Here is a 15,043-nt window from a genome sequence, read left to right as displayed (position 1 = left end):
TTGCCTCCAGTCCGTCGAGTACGGCGGGGGCTGTGAGCTGCGGTGCGGACATTCCGATCCACACCTTGCCGGTGTCCAGGCCGGCTTCGACGCCGGTGCCGGCTGCGCCGCCTGCCACCAGGTCGACATTTCCGAAGCCGGCATTCTTGTAGTACCCCTTGTCGAGAGCGAAGTACTCACCGGCGAACTCGATGTTCTTGATCCAGGACAACTGCACTGCAACTGTTCCGAATTCGGAACCGTCGTCCGTGGTTCCGCCACTCGAACTGCCGGAGTCACTGCTACACGCGAGCAATGACGCACTACCGGCGACTGCGATGCCGGTCAGCGCGGAGTAGCGGAAGAAGGCCCTGCGGTCCAGCTGGCGGACGGGCTTGAATGGCGTCATGAATCGGAACACTAGGGCCAGTCGGTTTCGTTCAGTTTGCTTGGGAGAGAGAGTTTGTTGAGGTCGTGTTAACAGATGTCACGACTTGCCCGCCGAAGGACCGAAACGAGACAGAGCGATGCTTTCGAAGATCCCGACCACGGCGTAGAGGACGATCGACACCACGGTGATCACCACGATAGATGCCCACAATTCGTTGTACTGGTAGCGCGGAATGGCTTTGATCATGCTCGAACCCAAGCCTTGGCCGCTACCGAGCCATTCGCCGATCAGTGCTCCGATCAAGGCGCCGGGTACGGATACTCGTGCAGCGGCGAACACAGCCGGAAGTGCGGACGGTACGGACACCATTCGCAATGCGGTCCAACGACTCCCGCCGTACGCAACGATGAGGTCTTGTGCCTGAGTTGGAGCGGCGCGCAGACCGACCATGATCATGACCAGGGCCGGAAAGAACACCACTATCGCAACCATGACCGTCACACCCACGATTCCGCGGCCGAATATCAGGACGATGATCGGGGTCATCGCAACGAGAGGAACAGATCGTAGAAGCATTGCAACGGGCATGAAAGTCTGTTCGACAGTGCGGGAAACGACGAAGATCGATGCCACCACGAGCGCGGCAGTCATTCCGACGGCAAAGCCGACACCGGCGTCGCGCAGAGTGATGAACAGGTTGTCGATGATGCCCGAACGAGCGTCGGCGGATTTTGGGCCGGAGAACAGGTACTCCCAGACGTCGGCCGGCGTCTTTCCCACACGCGGGCCGACCTGGGGGAAGGCGTTGAGGAAGACCACCCAGATGACAAGCAACAGCGCCGAGGCGATGGCAATCGGGGCGAGGAATCTCAATGTTCCTCGTACCGCGGTCATTTCTGTGCTCCCGGAGCGCTCGTCCACGGGGTGACGAGCCGGGCGATCGCTGCGACGACGGCGTACCCCAGACCGGCGAGCAAGGCGGCGGCGATAGCCATTCCCCACGTTCGCGGGACGTTGTACGACGTCTGAGCGGCTGTGAGTGCGACGCCGATCCCGCTGTCCACCCCGCCGAGATACTCACCGAGAATTGCACCCAGTACGGCCGAAGGTGCAGCAATCTTGAGGGCGGCAAAGGTGCTCGGAAGTGCGCTCACAAGTTGAACTTTGGTGAACTTCTGCCAACGCCCACCGCCGTAGGCGGCGACGAGATCGAGGCTCGTCTTGTCTGCTGATCTCAGGCCGGCGAGTGTGCCGACCATCGTGGTGAAGAAGCAGTACATCGCGGCGAGAAAGATCGTGGGGGTCCGGCCGCCGAAGACGACCAGGATGATCGGGCCGAGCGCCAACAGCGGTGTGCAGTAGCTCAGGATTGCCAATTGTGTGGCCAACCCCTCGATGGGCGGAATGAGAACGACAAGCACGGCAAGCGTGATCGCCAGCAGGTTTCCCCAGAGAAAGCCCTGCAGCGCACCGGAAGCCGTGACGGTGAAATTGGGTCCGTACAGCGACCAACCGTCGTCGAACATCGTCGAGACAACCACCCACGGCGTCGGAATCGTGCCTCCCGCAACACCGGCCGCCGCCAGAATCCACCAGAGCACGATCAGTCCGCAGATACCGACTGCACCGCCGAACCACGTTGGACGCTTCAATCGGATCCGGCGCGGTACAGATGGCTGCGCCGCCGCGGTCGCGACGTTCTCGATATCGGTAATTGTCATGCGACGCCTGCTTTTCCGAAGAGCAGTCCAGAGAGGTAGTCGTGGATCTCGTGGAACTCGGGTGTACGCATCATCTCGGGTGTACGCGGGCGCGGCAGGTCGATCGGCACGACTTCGAGGACGCGTCCGGGCCGCGGCGTCATGACGGCGACGACGTCGGAGAGGAACACGGCTTCGGCGATTCCGTGAGTCACCATCAACGTGGTCGCGGGTTTTTCGGTCCAGATTCTGAGCAATTCGATGTTGAGCCGTTGACGGGTCATGTCGTCCAGCGCGCCGAAGGGTTCGTCGAGTAGGAGGACACTCGGCTTGACCACGAGCGATCGTGCGATCGACACACGCTGACGCATACCGCCGGACAATTGGGCGGGCTTGGCCTTCTCGAATCCTTCGAGGCCGACGAGCGCGATCAGGTCGGCGATCAGGTCGGGGTCAGGATCGATGCCGGCAACCTGAAGGGGCAGTTTGATGTTGGAGGCCACTGTTCGCCACGGCAGCAAAGCCGAATCCTGGAAGGCGATTCCGAGTTCGCGGCGCTTGCGTAACTCGGCGGGCGACTGCCCGTTGACAAGGGCCGTTCCCGACGTCGGACTATCGAGGCCCGCAAGGATGCGGAGAACGGTGGACTTCCCGCATCCGGACGGCCCGAGCAGAGACAGGAAAGAGCCTTCGCTGGTTTGAAGGGACACGTCGGTCAGCGCGGTCACCGACCGACGACCCATCTCGAAGGTCTTGCCGAGGCCGGAGATGTCGAGACCGGTTCCAGCGGGGCGAGGTGTGGTGACGGGACTGGTCATTCCCGCACAGTACGAACGTCCGGTTGCGGTCATGTTGCCTGCGCGTCACCGCTGCGTGAGGCTGGTTCGGCGTCTCCTGTCACAGCGCCGTGGTGAGATGGACGTCTGGACGGAGTGAGGGGAGCGAAGATTGCTGAAGTTGTACCGGGCCGAGCGTTCGGACACCTTGGTCTCGGCGTTGGCCACGCTCCTCCGTACCCCGCTGTCGGATCCATTCGCCCGGGAAACTGTTGCGGTGCCGGCCAAGGGCGTCGAGCGTTGGCTCAATCAGCGGCTGTCCTCCCAGCTAGGCACGTCCGGACCGTCAGCAGTGGACGGAATTTCTGCGAACATCGCGTTTCCTTCACCCGCGCGCCTGGTCGCGGAGTCCGTGGCCGCGGTCAGTGGAATCACGGCTGACGACGACCCATGGTCGCCGACGCGATTGGTGTGGACGGTTCTCGATGTGATCGACGAGTCCCTCGGCGAGCCCTGGTGCGGAGTCCTGGCGAAACATCTCGAAGGCCATCGTGAAGGTCGACGGTTTGCCTCCGCCACACATGTCACCGAACTCTTCCGCAGTTATGCCGCGCAACGCCCGCAGATGCTGATCGACTGGGCCGCCGGGCGGTTGACCGACGGACACGGATTGGCGCTGTCGGAGGATTTCGAATGGCAGGCACGTCTGTGGTGCATCGTCGCGGACAAGATCGACGTTCCGGGGCCCGCAGAGCGACTGGGGCAAGTGAGCCGCGCACTGGTCGAGGACCCGGCCTTGGTCGACCTACCGGAACGTCTGTCGGTCTTCGGGCCGACCCGGCTGCCGGTCGATCAGCGAATGATCTTGAGCGCACTCAGTGCGAATCGGGACGTGCACATCTGGCTCCCGCATCCCAGCCCCGCGCTGTGGACCAAGATGAGCTCGCGCATACCGCCTCGAAGTGAGAGCACGATCCGACGTTCGGAAGACGGGTCAGCGCTGATATCCGCCAATCCGTTGCTGTCGAGTCTTGCTCGCGACGTTCGTGAACTTCAGATCAGCCTCGGTGCCGCCGAGTTCGAGTCGGTGCATCTTCCCGAACCAGCCGACCCGAAATCCCTCCTGGCGACGGTCAAGGCCGATGTCATCGCAGATCGTGCTCCCAGCGTTGCAGCGGAACCGGATGGGACAGTTCAGGTCCACGCTTGCCACGGGCCGGCACGGCAGGTCGAGGTGCTCCGCGAATGTCTGCTCCGATTGTTCGAGGACGACCCGACATTGCAGCCGCGCGACGTACTCGTGATGTGCCCGGACGTCGAAACGTACGCACCTTTGGTTCGTGCTGCATTCGGGCAAGGCGTCCATGGCCACCCGGGGCATCTCCTTCGAGTAAGGCTGGCAGACCGCGGATTACGTCAGACCAATCCTGTCCTGGCGGTTCTCGGCTCTCTCCTCGAATTGGCCGACGGCCGGGCCACAGCCAGTGAGGTTCTCGACCTGGCCGCGACCGAGCCTGTCCGCACACGTTTTTCGTGGGGCGACGACGAGTTGGAAAGACTGCGGGAATGGACGACGGAAGCGGGTGCTCGCTGGGGAATCGGTAGTCGGCAGCGTGCCACGTTCGGCCTCGACGCATTTCCGCAGAACACCTTCAACACCGCCATGGACCGAATCTTGTTGGGGGTCAGCGCGGACGAATCGGAAAATGCCTGGTTGGATCTCGCGCTACCACTCGATGACGTGGACGGCACAGACATCGACCTGACTGGACGTTTCGCAGAGTTCGTCGATCGCCTGGCCGTCTCGCTTCGCGATCTTGCCGGCCCACATTCACCGGCCGAATGGCTTCGTGTGCTGATGCGGGCCCTGGATCTGCTGACCGACACAGCGCCCGCAGATTCCTGGCAGAGCGCGGGGGCCCACCGCGAACTGGTAGCTGCTGTGGAATTCGGCGGAGAGACGGTGTTACGTCTGGCCGATGTTCGCGCGATGCTCTCGCGCAGCCTCGCGGGCAGACCGACGCGTGCCAACTTCCGAACCGGCGAACTGACGGTGTGCACGATGGTTCCGATGCGTTCGGTACCGCATCGCGTGGTCGTGCTGATCGGACTCGACGACGAGGTGTTCCCTCGAACCGGTGGAGTCGACGGCGACGACATCTTGTCACGTGATCCCGTTGTGGGGGAGCGCGATCTGCGCAGTGAAGACCGGCAACTGCTTCTCGATGCCGTGATGTCTGCGGGCGAACATCTGATTCTGTTGTATACCGGTGCCGATCCGGTCACCGGTGTCGTCAGACCACCGGCGATCCCCCTCAGTGGCCTTCTCGACGTACTCAGTGCGACGGTGGGTCCGGACGCTGTGAACGGGGTGCTGACACGGCATCCGTTGCAATCGTTCGACAATCGAAACTTCGCGCCGAACAAGCCGTTCAGCTTCGACACGGCAGCGCTGGCCGGTGCGAGGGCTGCCTCCGGAACACCGGTCGAATTGCCGACAGTCTTGTCGGCCGAGCTACCCGAGGTGCATCCGAAGGAAGTGAACCTCGCAGACTTGGTGAACTTCCTGGTACATCCCGCGCGTGGTTTTCTGCGCCAACGCCTCGGCGTCCGGGTACCGGAACTCGACGACGACATCGCGGATTCGCTGGCAACCGAGCTCGATCCACTGTCCACCTGGGCTCTGGGTGACCGAATGCTTCTCTCGCGCTTGGCTGGACGCAGCTCGGCGGATTTCCGTGCAGCCGAGTGGCGCCGCGGCACTCTGCCGCCCTACAACCTGGGCGCTACGGTTCTGGGCAACGTCGAATGGGTGGTCGATCAGATTGCCGGACTTGCCTTGCCGCACTTCGACGGAGACTCCGAAGCTGTCGACGTCGACATAGACCTCGGTGACGGGCGTCGTCTCACCGGAACGGTAACCGGTGTGCACGGCAATTCAGTGGTGCGAGCGTCGTATTCCTCACTGGCGCCTAAACATCGGATGACGGCCTGGATCAATCTCCTCGCCTTGAAATCACACGGACGACCCGGTCCGCTCGATGCAGTGTCGATCGGACGGGGTCGGGGAAAGATCGCAGCGGCACGGTCGGTGCTCGATGCGCCGGGCAATGCGGTCGAGATCCTGCAGCAACTGGTGGACCTACGCGAGCGGGGGCTGCAGCGTCCGTTGCCGATGTGGGCCGCTACTTCAGCCGAATATGCGCGCCGACGCTTTGGTGGCGAGTCGGTCGACGATGCGACAAACGGTGCGGACACCCAGTGGACCGGGCAGTACGGCGAGATGATCGATCCAAGCAACGCTTACGTTTTCGGAGAAGCTCGAACACTGGCGGAGTTGGCTGCGGATCCGCCGTCGGACGACGAATTCGTCTGGGCCGAGGAACCGACTCGATTCGGAGTTCTCGCCCGACGACTGTGGGATCCGTTGCTGACCAACGAAAGAGCGGAGTAACCCGTGGACTTCGATCTATTGGGGCCACTACCGACCGGCACTACGGTGTTGGAAGCGAGCGCCGGAACTGGCAAGACCTACGCGATCGTCGGACTCGCGACCCGTTGTGTTGCCGAAGGTCTCGCCGACATATCGCAAGTTCTGCTGGTGACATTCAGTAGGGCCGCCACTCAGGAACTTCGTGAGCGTGCCAGGGAGAGGTTCGCGGGAGTGTCCGCCGCTCTGGTCGACCCGGAGGCGGCGAGGCGGTCGGATGATGATCTGGTGGCGTACCTCGCCACAGCTGACGACGAGGAGATCGGCGTGCGGCGTCGTCGACTCCTGCGCGCTCTCGCGGAGTTCGACGCCGGCACCATCACGACCACCCACAGTTTCTGTCAGAGGATGCTCGACGGACTCGGCATCGCCGGGGAACGTGAACCGGACACAACTTTTGTGGAGTCGGTCGACGACCTGATCAGTGAGGTCGTCTCGGATTTGTACCTCAGCCGCTACAGCCGGACGGACTCGTCTCCACCGTTCTCCACGAAGGACGCGCTGGCCATCGCCCGAAGCGCAGTCGGCGATGGTCAGGCAATTCTCGAACCCGACGGCGAGGAGGAGACCGCACCCGGTCAGCGCGTCCTCTTCGCGGCGGCTGCTCGCCTCGAGGTCGAACGACGTAAGCGGACCAAAGGAATTCGCGACTTCAACGATCTCCTGACGCTGCTGCACGGCGTATTGACCGATCCGGAATACGGTCCCGTCGCGTGTCGTCGGGTGCGCGAAAAGTTCAAGGTCGTGCTGATCGACGAGTTCCAGGACACCGATCCGTTGCAGTGGGACATTCTGCGGTTGGCCTTCCACGGACACACCACCCTGGTCCTGGTCGGTGATCCCAAGCAAGCCATCTATGCGTTCCGCGGGGCAGAAGTCCTGAGTTATCTCGATGCGGTCGATCAGGCGGATGCGCACCAGGAGTTGACCACCAATTGGCGTAGCGACCCAGGGTTGTTGGCGGCACTCGAACACCTCTACGGTGGTGCCGCACTCGGCAACGAAGGCATCGTCGCGCATCCAGTGGAGGCTTCGCACAAGAAGTCTCGGTTGTTCGGCCCGGTGCCGATGCGTGTACGCCATCTGCCCCGTACCGGAGCCGGCCCGCTCAATCGTTCGGGATTTCCGGCCGTAGGCAGACTTCGCAGTCGCGTCGCGGACGACGTCGCAGCAGACGTGGTCGCCCTCCTGGGCGGCGATGCCCGCTTGGCAGTCGACGGTGATCCACGCCCGGTCGAACCAGGAGACGTCGCGGTGTTGGTGCGCACCCACAAGCACGTGGCGATGATCCGCGATGCTCTCGATGCCGTCGGTGTACCTTCCGTATTGACCGGAGGGTCCAGTGTTTTCGCGACACCCAGTGCGACCCAGTGGCTGTGGCTGTTGCAGGCGATCGAGCAGCCCCATCGCTCCGATCGTGTCCGGTTGACGGCCCTCTCACCAATTTTCGGGCGCACCTCCGAAGAACTGGACAAGGACGGCGACAACGTCGTTGCAGAACTTGCAGGTCAACTGCGCTCCTATTCCGGGCTGTTCGCACGCGTCGGGTTTGCGGCTGTGTTCGAAAGAATCTCTGCCGAAACAAATCTGGAGAAGCGTGTACTCGCGGCCCCGTCCGGCGAACGAGATTTCACCGATCTGCGGCACGTCGCACAACTCCTCGGTCGCGTCGCGACCGAGGAAGCGTTCGGGTTGAGCGCACTGGTTCGCTGGCTTTCCGACCGGATCAAGGATCCGACGTCCGGGAGCGCCACCGATCGAAGCCGTCGCCTCGACAGTGACGCTGCCGCAGTGCAAATCGCTACGGTGCATGCCACCAAAGGGCTCGAGTTCCCGATCGTCTACGTCCCGTTCAGTTGGGAGAGCGTTGGCGGCTTCAACTCGCCGACGCAGCTGTTGCACGACCCGGAGGGACGCCGCATCCTCGACGTCGGCGGGCAGGAAGGCCCGGGGTACAACGCCAGAAAGACTGTTGCGGAGGCCGAAGAAGCGGGCGAAGAACTGCGGCTGCTGTACGTGGCGCTGACCCGGGCGCAGTGCCAACTCGTGCTCTGGTGGGCACCCAGCTACGGGACCTCCCGCTCGCCGCTGCACCGGTTGATGCTCGGACGTACACCCGGCATCGCCGAACCTGCTCGGGTAGTGAAGGTGCTCGACGACGGTACAACCGCAGCACGGCTCGCAACCTGGCCGGCAGCAGCTTCCGACGTGATCTCGGTGGAACCTGTTGGTCCCCATCCGCCCTCGCCCGTCCACTGGTCCAGAGCGGCTGCGGACGTGACCGAACTGGCCGCGGCGCGTTTCGATCGAGACCTGGACACTCTGTGGCGTCGTACGTCGTACTCGGCACTCACCGCCGGAGCGCACCACGCGGTCACGACCACGGGCAGTGAGGTCGAGGATCCCGAAAAAGACGACGAGCCAGAGGATTCCGTAGACCTCGAGAGCATTACCCCCTCGCCCCTGGAGGCGTTCCCTTCACCCATGAACGGACTTCCCGCGGGCGCCGCATTCGGCACGCTGGTGCATGAGGTGCTCGAGGTGGTGGACACGGCTGTGGCAGATCTGAGAGCGGAACTCGGGATGCGTTGCGCCGAGGCGGTCTCGGTACGGGCGGCCGAGGTCGACTCCGAAGCACTCGCGGATGCGCTGTATCTGGTGATGCAGACTCCCTTGGGATTCGGAACCTTGGCCACGATCGCGCCGAAAGATCGTCTTCCCGAACTCGATTTCGAACTCCCACTGGCCGGTGGCGACGATCCGGTGTCGATGAGTGTCACACTCCGCGGAGTATCGGAACTGTTGAGGCGCCACCTTTCCTCCGACGACATTCTGGCGTCGTACGCCGACTATCTGGACCGTGTCGAGACGTCACCGATGCGCGGATTCCTGACGGGCAGTATCGACGCAGTCTTGCGGATCCCGGGCCCGTCGTTCGTGATCGTCGATTACAAGACCAACCGGATCGGTCGCGGCGATCTGACGGCTGCCAACTACACGCGTGAACTCATGGCGACGGAGATGATGCGCTCGCACTATCCGCTGCAGGCACTGCTGTATTCGGTTGCACTGCATCGGTATCTGCGGTGGCGCCTGCCCGACTACGATCCGCACCGTCATCTCGGGGGCGCGCAGTATCAATTCGTGCGTGGGATGCTCGGCCCGGACAGCCCGCCGGAATGCGGTGTCTTCGAATGGAAACCGCCTGCTCAGCTGACGGTTGAACTATCGGATCTGCTGGCCGGTCTTGATGCGTCCCACACAGTAGGGGAGAAGATTCGATGACCGAGGCGCAATTGGCGCAGCGCGCCAAAGGGATCGTGCGAATCTTCAACGAAGCCGGGGTTCTGGTTGCCGCCGATGTTCATGTCGCGACGAGAGTGTGCAGCCTGGGCGGTGAAACTTCCGAAGAAGTGATGCTGGCCGCGGCGTTGGCAGTTCGGGCCGTGCGATCAGGTTCGGTGTGCCTCGATCTACGACGGATGCGTGATGTGAGCGTCGACAATGCGACGGAGGAGGAACTTACGTCGTTGCCGTGGCCCGAACCGTCGGAGATCGTTGCCGCCCTTCGGCTGAGCCCTCTGGTGATCGGCGGAAACGCCGGACCTCTCAGACCGCTCCGGTTGGTCGACACGGACGACGGTGAACTCCTCTACCTCGATCGATATTTTCTGCAGGAGCAGACGATTCGGCGAGTGCTCGACGAGCGGGCGTCCACGTGGCCGCCCGCCGACCTGAAAGCGGTCCGAACGCGGCTGGATTCGCTGTTCGTCGACGAGAACGGGCCGACCATCGCGCCGGATCGTCAACGGATAGCAGCTGCTCTCGCCGCGACACAGTGGACCACCGTCATCGCCGGTGGGCCCGGAACCGGCAAAACCCATACGGTCGCACGTATTCTCGCTCTCCTGTCGGAGGAATTGGGTTCGAATGCTCGCATCGGTCTGGCCGCACCGACGGGTAAAGCCGCAGCACGGCTGCAGGAGTCCGTACGTGAGCAGACCGCGAGCCTTGGCCTTCCCGAAGAACTCGCGGCCATGACCCTGCACCGCCTACTCGGTTGGCAGCGGGGGAGTTCGAGTCGTTTCAAATACAATGCGACCAACAGACTTCCCTACGATGTGGTCGTCGTCGACGAGACGTCGATGGTCTCCCTCACGTTGATGGCGCGCCTGCTCGAAGCCGTTCGCCCCGATGCCCGGCTACTGCTCGTCGGCGATCCCGATCAGTTGACCTCAGTCGACGCGGGCGCTGTTCTTGCTGATCTTGTCGCCCGCCCGGTAAAGGTCAGTGGAAATCCGACGCTGACACAGTTGGTGGGTGACGATCTCACGGCCACTGGTTCCGAAGAGGCATTGAGTGCGGATGAACAGGATCGTCTGCGGGGCGGGATCATTCAACTCTCACGCGGGCGCCGCTTCGACGGAACCATCGCGTCGTTGGCCAGGGCAGTTCGAGCGGGAGATTCCGCTGAGGTTCTGCGTATCCTGCGCAGCGGTGATCCAGCCGTCTCCTTCCATTCGCCCGAGGATGTTGACGCATTGCGCGCCGACATCGTTGCGAGTTCAGAGGTGGTGACGGCGTCGGCCGAGGTGGGTGATGCGATCGGCGCGCTGAAAGGCTTGGAATCGCACCGCCTTCTGTGCGCCCACCGTGACGGACCGTACGGTGTCGGGAGGTGGGCGCAGCAGGCGATGGAGTGGGTCGGCACGGCATCAGGGCAGTTTCTTGACCCGACGCGGTGGTATCCGGGCCAACCCCTGTTGGTGACGGCCAACGACTACGAGGCGAAGATCTACAACGGGGATGCCGGGGTGATCGTGCAGCGTGAGGATGGCGTGCCTATTGCCGCATTCCAGCGGGGCAGTGATGCGTTTCTGATTCACCCGAGCCAACTCTCGTCGGTGCAGACGGTTTACGCGATGACGATTCACCGGAGCCAGGGCAGCCAGTACGACACCGTATCGGTGATGTTGCCGGCCGAGGCGTCGTCACTGCTGACTCGGGAGTTGTTGTACACGGCGATCACTCGCGCCAGAAACCATGTGAGAGTAATCGGCACCGAGGATTCCGTGAGGGCGGGAGTGCAGCGACAGGTACTCAGGGCAAGTGGGCTGCGTCGTGAGATCCGTCCGTACGACGGGCCGTGAAAGTCGGATGTTGCGGATTCTCTCGGTCATACGTTGTATACGACGAACACCTTGCGTACGGTCTCGGTGACCGTCCACGTACCCTTCCATCCGATTGGGAAGATTGCACTCGTACCGGCAACGAGATGTACGGGATCGCCGTCGTCCTCCTCCACGGTCATGGCGCCGGAGACGATGGTGATGATCTCGCCGCGGGTGAGGAACTCCCACCGCGACTTTCCCGGTTCGCTCTCCCAGACTCCGGATTGAATGCGGCCGTCGTCACTGGTGAACTCGACATCTGCACGAGTGATGATGTCTCCGCCGAGTGGCTCTGCACTGGGTTGGCCGAGCAGTGCTTGCTGGAAGATCCCACTTGCGCTGTTCAACTCTGCGGCACGGAAGGCAATGGTCACAATTCAATCCTGACTTTCGAAACTCATGTGAATCATCGGACTTGTCGATGATGTCGTGTGTCTGCTGAGCCGGGATACATTCACTTGTCGCATCTTTCGGCGTTTCGCTCGTACAGATGTCGAAAGGGTGATCGACCATCATTCAACCGGGGCTCAGGGAACCGTCTCACGCCGAAACATGCCCGAGCCCAGGGAAAACGCCCCCGCGCCGGTGATCTCGAACGGGGGTGATCGGTTGTGTATGAGGGGTTTACGTGGTGGACGCTGTCAACGAGGTGATGAAGCGCTCGGCTGCCGCGTCGACCTCGGCGTCGGGGGTGAGCAACCTCTGTAGCAACAGTCCTCGCAGACATGCGGTTGCGATGATGCTCTGCTGCTTTGCGTCCACCATTGTGAACCCTTCGCGGAGGGCCGCCGCTTCGAGGAGGTGCGCCAAATCGTCGAGGTCGGCGGCGAAATCTTGAAATGCTTTGTGCTCGTAAACCGCAAGTCCGGCCAGGTGAAAAAAGGTGCGGCTTCGATCTTCGTGCTCGGCGTTCGAGTAGAAGGTCCAGATCGCCCTGCACAGGGCCGCGAACCCGAGATCCTTGCCCATCGCGGCGATGACGAGGTTGTCACGGCGGCGAGCTTCCGACAGCACGGCGCTGAGGAGCCCCGGTCGTGATCCGAAGTGATAGGTCAGCAGCGTGTGGTGCACTCCGAGTCGCTCCGCTACTTGGCGCATCGACAGCTTCGGGCTTGGGCCGGTTTCACCGAACTCGTCGAACAGTGCCTGCAACAGTCGCTCTCGACCCTCCCCAACCGGCGATCTCACGCTACCTCCATTGACGGGTTCACCACTGTTGAGTACGGTACCGCATATCGAATTCACCAGTGTTTAGGAGAGTGGTTTCCAATGCTCGGGAGGTCCCTTTGACTGACGTATGGTTTGCCGGCGGCATGGTCGCGGATGGATCGGGCACCGACCCGGTCGAAGTCGACGTGTGCGTGAGTGGCGGCATTGTCACCGCGATCGGACAGGCGCCGTCGGGTTCGACGACAGTTGACTTGGACGGCATGCTTCTGACTCCGGGGCTGATCGATGCTCATGTGCACCTGGGTATTTCGAGTCCGATCCGAAGGCAATTCGGGTTTGAGCTCTCGGCAGCCGAACTGGCTGCGGGCATCTTCGCCACCGCGGGCGATGCCCTCGACGCGGGCTTCACCACGGTGCGAGACGTCGGTGGCATCGACGGCGGAGTCGTCGACGTTATTGCGAGCGGCAAGGTGCGTGGTCCGCGTGTCCTCTCGTGCGGTCCTGTGCAGTGCCAGACCGGTGGACACGGCTACTACGGGGCCGCATGGGAGCCGACCGAGCTGTGGAACATGCACCACATTCCCGGGCTCTGCGCCTTGTCCTTGATGTCGGGTAATGCCGACGAGCTACGACGCAACGTGCGCGAATCGTTCCGCCGAGGCGCAACATTTCTGAAACTGTGCGTCACCGGCGGTGTCGTCGGAGGCCATGACAGCCTCACCGACACACAGTTCACCGTCGAGGAAATCTCCGTGGCAGTGGAAGAAGCAGCGTCGCGGGGCACCTACGTCACGGTGCACGCGCACAACAATGCGGGCATTCGCAACGCAGTGCGAGCCGGTGTCCGGTGCGTGGAACACGGCACCGACATCGACGAAGAGACCGCCCAGCTGATGCGCGAGCATGACGTGGCTCTGGTCCCTACCTTCGCCGTGGTCGAGCAGTTGACGGACACCGAGAGCATGGACCTGGACCCTGCAATACGAGACCGCGCCGCCGGAGTACGTCAACGCATGGCCTCGGCACTCGCGGTCTCTCGCGCAGCAGGCCTGAGGATCGGCCTGGGCTCGGACCTCATCGGGCCGCACCAGCAGCGCCGAGGCGAGGAGTTGCGCTTGCGGGCCGAGTTGGAGTCGCCGATGCATGCTCTCGTATCGGCCACCAGCGTCAACGCCGACATCCTCGGTATCGGGGACACCGTTGGAACTATCCGCGTCGGAATGCAGGCGGACATGGTCGCCTGGCAGCAAGACCCGCTCCACGACGCCAAGGTGTTCGCCGATCCGGACATGGCTGTTCTCGTCGTGAAGGCCGGCCACGTAGTGAAGGGAGAGGTTCGATGAGCGCAATGCTGCACGGATGTTTTGCAGACACGGAGTACTTCGAAATAACGGCGAAGTCGGGGTACAGCTACGGCATCTGGGTGACCACACCCCCCGGCTACGCGGACTCCACGGATCCCTTACCGCTGATATACGTGATGGACGGCAACTGGGCTGTAGGTCTTACCGCCCCGCTCATCGTCACGCAGGCAGACCCGTATCTGACGATCGCCCCGTACATCCAGGTCAGCGTCGGTTATGCCGGTGAAGAAGCTGCCAACTGGGCACGACTACGCAACCGCGATCTCGTGCCGCCCGGGGAACCGGTAGGCGACGAAATGACGGCCACTCTTGCCGCTGCTCGCGACTCGGGTGCAATGACCCAGGAGTATGTGGACGCCTACCTCGAGGAGCTGGCAGACACCCACGCGGACGTCTTCCTCGACTTCCTGACCAACGAACTCCACCCTCGCCTGTACTCGTCGGAGCTACGTGTCAGCGAGTCCGGGCACGGACTCTTCGGGTACTCGTACGGAGGCCTTTTCGCCCTCTACGCATGGCTGCGCGACGCGCCCCCATTCGCGACCTTCGGTGCGGGTAGTCCCGGAGTTGTGAACGCCGACAGCCAGATCCACACACTGGTCGAGGCACTGCCCGAGCGTGGCGTGGGCTCAGTTGTTCCGCAGCTGCACGTCACGCTGAACGAAGCCGAACTGACTGGACCCATTCCGATCTATCGCGGACTGTCACGCAACGTTCTCGCCGTCGTGGAGCAGTTGCATGGCAAGGGACGGTCGCAGGATGTTTCGACCGCGTTGTTGCACGAGACGCACGTAACCGGGCTGCAGGCATCGTTCCTGAGCTACTTGAAGAGCTGCCATGCACGTTAGCTCTCCGTCCCGGAGGCGATGTGCCGCTGACACGTTCTAGGGCGATTTTCCGTAGACGCCGTTGAAGGAGAAGTCGGCTGTGGGTGTCCACCACGTAGTGGACACCCACAGCCGTGTCTATTCAGTTGTCGCGGCTATCGATTCTCCAAGCCGG

General features: G+C 62.7%; 11 protein-coding genes. 5 read left to right on the top strand and 6 right to left on the bottom strand.

Annotated elements, in window-relative coordinates:
* From ACYP01_RS10955 to ACYP01_RS10940, 4 genes are all read right to left on the bottom strand, one after another.
* Positions 1 to 400: ABC transporter substrate-binding protein (locus tag ACYP01_RS10955; protein WP_459679912.1), on the bottom strand; the 400-nt coding region annotated here is incomplete at its 3' end.
* A gap of 66 nt (positions 401 to 466) precedes the next feature.
* Positions 467 to 1,264, bottom strand: coding sequence for an ABC transporter permease (locus ACYP01_RS10950; protein ID WP_459679909.1), 798 nt, complete (start codon positions 1,262 to 1,264; stop codon positions 467 to 469).
* Positions 1,261 to 2,091, bottom strand: a complete 831-nt coding sequence (locus tag ACYP01_RS10945; protein WP_065351922.1) for an ABC transporter permease — start codon at positions 2,089 to 2,091, stop codon at positions 1,261 to 1,263. Before ACYP01_RS10945 ends, ACYP01_RS10950 begins: the two co-directional genes overlap by 4 nt.
* Entirely contained in the window at positions 2,088 to 2,921 is an 834-nt protein-coding gene (locus ACYP01_RS10940; protein WP_003945415.1) for an ABC transporter ATP-binding protein, read from the bottom strand. Before ACYP01_RS10940 ends, ACYP01_RS10945 begins: the two co-directional genes overlap by 4 nt.
* Positions 2,922 to 3,018: 97 nt before the next feature.
* On the opposite strand from ACYP01_RS10940, the gene recC reads away from it, so the two are divergent.
* Genes recC through recD form a run of 3 tightly spaced genes read left to right on the top strand, consistent with a single transcriptional unit; the run spans position 3,019 to position 11,486 of the window.
* Positions 3,019 to 6,300, top strand: coding sequence for an exodeoxyribonuclease V subunit gamma (recC, locus tag ACYP01_RS10935; RefSeq protein ID WP_459679906.1), 3,282 nt, complete (start codon positions 3,019 to 3,021; stop codon positions 6,298 to 6,300).
* 3 nt (positions 6,301 to 6,303) lie between these two features.
* Positions 6,304 to 9,621 (top strand): UvrD-helicase domain-containing protein, encoded by a 3,318-nt coding sequence (locus ACYP01_RS10930; protein ID WP_459679904.1) that lies wholly within the window; start codon positions 6,304 to 6,306, stop codon positions 9,619 to 9,621.
* Positions 9,618 to 11,486, top strand: a complete 1,869-nt coding sequence (gene recD / locus ACYP01_RS10925; protein WP_064075154.1) for an exodeoxyribonuclease V subunit alpha — start codon at positions 9,618 to 9,620, stop codon at positions 11,484 to 11,486. The genes ACYP01_RS10930 and recD overlap by 4 nt, the downstream gene beginning before the upstream one ends.
* A 26-nt stretch (positions 11,487 to 11,512) precedes the next feature.
* Here recD and ACYP01_RS10920 read toward each other — a convergent pair whose 3' ends face one another.
* Positions 11,513 to 11,881, bottom strand: a complete 369-nt coding sequence (locus tag ACYP01_RS10920; RefSeq protein ID WP_058039220.1) for a cupin domain-containing protein — start codon at positions 11,879 to 11,881, stop codon at positions 11,513 to 11,515.
* Between the two features lie 250 nt (positions 11,882 to 12,131).
* Positions 12,132 to 12,695, bottom strand: a complete 564-nt coding sequence (locus tag ACYP01_RS10915) for a TetR/AcrR family transcriptional regulator (RefSeq protein ID WP_007734140.1) — start codon at positions 12,693 to 12,695, stop codon at positions 12,132 to 12,134.
* Positions 12,696 to 12,793: 98 nt separating this feature from the next.
* On the opposite strand from ACYP01_RS10915, the gene ACYP01_RS10910 reads away from it, so the two are divergent.
* Both ACYP01_RS10910 and ACYP01_RS10905 read left to right on the top strand, forming a co-directional pair.
* Complete coding sequence (locus tag ACYP01_RS10910; protein WP_256261713.1) at positions 12,794 to 14,020, top strand: metal-dependent hydrolase family protein; 1,227 nt, start codon at positions 12,794 to 12,796, stop codon at positions 14,018 to 14,020.
* On the top strand, positions 14,017 to 14,889 hold the full coding sequence (locus ACYP01_RS10905) for an alpha/beta hydrolase (protein WP_020906257.1): 873 nt from the start codon (positions 14,017 to 14,019) through the stop codon (positions 14,887 to 14,889). The genes ACYP01_RS10910 and ACYP01_RS10905 overlap by 4 nt, the downstream gene beginning before the upstream one ends.
* The last annotated feature ends 154 nt before the right edge of the window (positions 14,890 to 15,043 follow it).

The sequence above is a fragment of the Rhodococcus sp. no. 34 genome, from assembly GCF_054589475.1.
Note: the sequence above shows the minus strand (reverse complement) of the source record. Positions and strands in the feature narration are given on the sequence as shown.

Excerpts from the sequence above, each read along its gene's own strand:
- ACYP01_RS10950 (WP_459679909.1), bottom strand. The coding sequence starts at position 1,264 with ATGACCGCGGTACGAGGAACATTGAGATTCCTCGCCCCGATTGCCATC.
- ACYP01_RS10945 (WP_065351922.1), bottom strand. The coding sequence starts at position 2,091 with ATGACAATTACCGATATCGAGAACGTCGCGACCGCGGCGGCGCAGCCA.
- ACYP01_RS10940 (WP_003945415.1), bottom strand. The coding sequence starts at position 2,921 with ATGACCGCAACCGGACGTTCGTACTGTGCGGGAATGACCAGTCCCGTC.
- recD (WP_064075154.1), top strand. The coding sequence starts at position 9,618 with ATGACCGAGGCGCAATTGGCGCAGCGCGCCAAAGGGATCGTGCGAATC.
- ACYP01_RS10905 (WP_020906257.1), top strand. The coding sequence starts at position 14,017 with ATGAGCGCAATGCTGCACGGATGTTTTGCAGACACGGAGTACTTCGAA.